We start from the raw sequence: 3,797 nt of genomic DNA on the forward strand, positions 1-3,797 counted from the left end.
ATAGAAATGAAAAAATTAACCGCTTAATTAAAAATCGAAATTTAAAATAGTACTCTTGTTTTATAGGGGTCAAAACACCAGGCCTCTATAGTATCAAAAAGGAAATTGGATTAATTGCATCGTTAGAATTACAAATTGCTACCGATCAAATTGAAATAGATGATTTTACTTTTACAACATCCGTATTCCAAAACGAGCAATTTCTAACTGATATCAAATATCAAAACCAAAACTTGAATCTTGTAAAGAACGATACCCTTACAACTTATCAAACTGGTTTTGAGATAAAATAGTTCGCTTACTACTTTGAAATTCTTAAGGAAAAATAGTATTCAATAGAAAAGCAATGATAAATAAACTGGCACATAATGATTATCATGATAGTGGCGGGAGCCTTTTTAAATAGCCGTTTAAATATTTATTAACAAATAATTTTAAAAAAATCACTAGTTTTATAGTGTGAAACAATCAGTTAACATAGCAACAATTTTTCCCAAACACTTATTTTGGGATATGGATCATAGTAAACTTAACCTCTCAAGAGATAAAGATATTATAATTCCACGAGCCTTGTTTGCCACAAATGAAGCAACTTTTGCAACAGATATTGTTAAACTAGAACAGTATTATTCCAAAACACTAATCCTTAAGTACCTTAAGACAACAAAAGAACGCATTAGTAACGAAGTTTGTGCAATGGTAGCAAAAAGATACAATGTACCGAGTTTTGCACGTTTCAAATAGGTAAAGATTTCCCCGCTGGCGCGGATTTGTAATCCGTGCCCACAATCGTAATCCAATCAGCCTTGCCGGCCTCGATAAAATAGGCTATCCACCACGAAGCAAATATGAACTTTTTGTGGGGATATTTGAGAAGACAGAGAGTTGTTAGAAGAAAATTAAATAAATAATGTAATGATGGAAATACCTGATGGAATAATTCCGTCATTACATTCCGAAGTATCCTCTCTTGGGAGTTTTTTTTTATATTAAAATCCGTCCACCGCAGTGTTACTTCTTTTATAAATTTTTTATTTTAAAAAAAATAAGAAAAACCTGCTAATTGCCTCGTAGTGGCTTCTCTTTTAGAAATCTAGCTTCCTACAACCCCCATTTTTAGAATAACCAAATTATTTTTTTTCTGGAAATAACCGCTTTTACGGTAAGCCGTAAAGGAATGGAAAATCATTACGTTATATTTGGCCAAATCACTTTTCTTCCCCCGTATAAATGATAGTATACGCTGGTTGAATTAATGCACAATTATGAAACAATTTTATACCGTTCTATTTTTATTCGTTCTGTTAATTTTTAATGCCAGCTCTGTTTATTCTTCAAATAAAATAGAGGAAATCATAAAACTAAAAACAGTAGCAGATCCAACTGGGCAAATAACAGGAAATGCAACGGTATGCCAGAATGCCGTAGAACCTTTAATAACATTTGAAGTAAAAGACGATACAAACGGTCCTTATACCTTTACTTATACTATAAATGGAGGAACACCTATAAATGTAACAACAACAGCTAACAATAAAAGTCTGACCGTTTCTCAACCAACGAATATAAAGGGAACTTTCTCCTATATTTTAACTGATGTTAAGGACAAAGACGGCGAGGATGTTGTACTTTCTAGTAACAATACAGTAACAATCATAGTGAACCCTTTACCAGTTGCTGATTTTACTTTTTCAGATAATCAGTGCTCTGGTACTGCGGTGCAGTTTAATACAACAAGTAGTGGAAACTCTTATACGTGGAATTTTGGCGATGGGATTACATCTTCTCTTAAAAATCCAACTCATACATTCACTTCTTTAGGTTGTGGTACAGCAACTTATAATGTTACTTTAACTGTAACTGATGCTAATGGTTGTTCAAGTACAATAACAAAAATGGTTGCAGTAAATCAACAACCAGATATAAGTTTTGAAGATGTAAATGCAACAAGTGCAAGTAACCAATTTAATAATTGTAGTATTGCTTCAATTTCAAATACTTCTTATACAATTACTGTAGGGAACATATCTAATTCACTTTGCATTATTGCCTTTTCAATAAATTGGGGTGATGGTACAACAGAAAATAATGTCAATTTTCCTAAAAACCATACTTACTCGCAACTTGGTGCTTATAATATGGTAATTACAGCAGTTGGTACAAATGGATGTAATAATTCGAAAACATTTATTGTAAAAAATGTATCTAATCCCTCTGGTGGTATTCTAAATCCCGGAGGCACAACTGATATGTGTATTCCTACACCTATAACCCAATATACAATTGGAAATTGGGCAACAAACTCTCCAGGAACGACCTATTCCATTGATTATGGCGATGGTTCTGCCATATTAAATTTAAATCAAGACGATATGATTAAAACTTCATATTACAATGACATAACTCCATCGTCTTCAGCAAATTATCCCGTACCATATTCTTATAATACGAATAGTTGTCCAAATGCAGAATTTATAATAAAATTACTTGTTACAAATGCTTGCAAATCTACAACTGGTACTGTCATTGGAGGAAACACAATATCAAAACCAACAGCGAATTTTAATGCTCCACAAAATGCCTGTTCAACTTCTAATGTTTTATTTACAAATACTACTATTTTAGGTTATGATAGTGGTTGTATTAGGGACACAAAATATAGTTGGAATTTTGGTGATCCAGCAAGTGGAGCAGCAAACACTATCAATACGGGTTGGTTAACTAATAACCCAAATGTTAATCATATTTTTTCAGGTAGTGGTACGTATACAGTAACCCTTTCTGCAAAAAACGGATGTGGTACAACTACAAAAACTCAAACAATCTGCGTTGAAACTCCTCTAATTCCAACTTTTACACTCAGCGAGAACACAGCTTGTACTCCTAAGACAATTATTCCAACTAACACCACCAATCTTGCTGGTTCTTGTACTCAACCAATTTACAAATGGAATGTTAACTACATTGCTGGATATTGTGGGACAACTTCAAACTATACTCTTTTAAATGGGACAACTTTAACATCCATTGCGCCAGAATTTAATTTTATAAACCCTGGAACTTATGGTATTTCGCTCACTACTACTAATTCATGCGGATCTGTTACATCTGCCGTTCAATCCGTTATCGTAAAAAAACCACCAACAGTTACAATAAATACAATTGCAAGTATCTGCCAAACAGCTAGTTCCACTTCTATTAGTCCAACGGCTTTAGTTGATGCTTGCGCTCCGATTTCGAGTACTTTAACTTATGTTTGGAGTTTTCCGGGAGGAACACCTTCCACATCCACAAATGTTGCGCCAATAGTTAATTACAGCACTTCAGGTGCTTATAGTGTATCACTTGCTGTTACCAATGAATGTGGTACCACAACTGTGAGCAGTAATTCCTTTACCATCAATACACTTCCTACTATTACGGGAACTATGTCAGCTTGTGTGGGTTTAACTTCACAGTTAACCGGGTCGGCAAGCCCTGCAACTACTAATAGTTGGTCTTCAGCAAATACTGCAATTGCTACGGTTAGTACAACTGGCTTGGTGACAGCCGTTTCTGTAGGTAATGTAAATATAACCTATACGAATTCTCTGGGTTGTAGCAGAATTAACTCTTTTACAGTCAATGCATTACCAACAATAACAGGAACTTTGAGTATTTGTGTGGGTTCAACCACCGCATTAACTGGATCTGCTACGGCTGCAACTACAACGCCCTGGATGTCATCAAACACATCTGTTGCAACAGTAGATTCTAACGGATTAGTTACTTCCTTATCAGTTGGTTCAACAGTAATT

2 protein-coding genes are annotated in these 3,797 nt (G+C 34.4%); both read left to right on the forward strand.

Translation table 11 applies throughout. The features are described 5' to 3' along the window. Positions 1-459: 459 nt before the first annotated feature. A complete protein-coding gene (locus AC4PRO_RS18020; protein WP_492118375.1) occupies positions 460-744 on the forward strand; it encodes a DUF6922 domain-containing protein in 285 nt (94 codons plus the stop codon). A 521-nt stretch (positions 745-1,265) separates the two neighbouring features. After that, a partial coding sequence (locus AC4PRO_RS18025) for a PKD domain-containing protein (RefSeq protein ID WP_492118376.1) occupies positions 1,266-3,797 on the forward strand: 2,532 nt, incomplete at its 3' end.

Source organism: Flavobacterium sp. DW-iso2 (genome assembly GCF_058725285.1).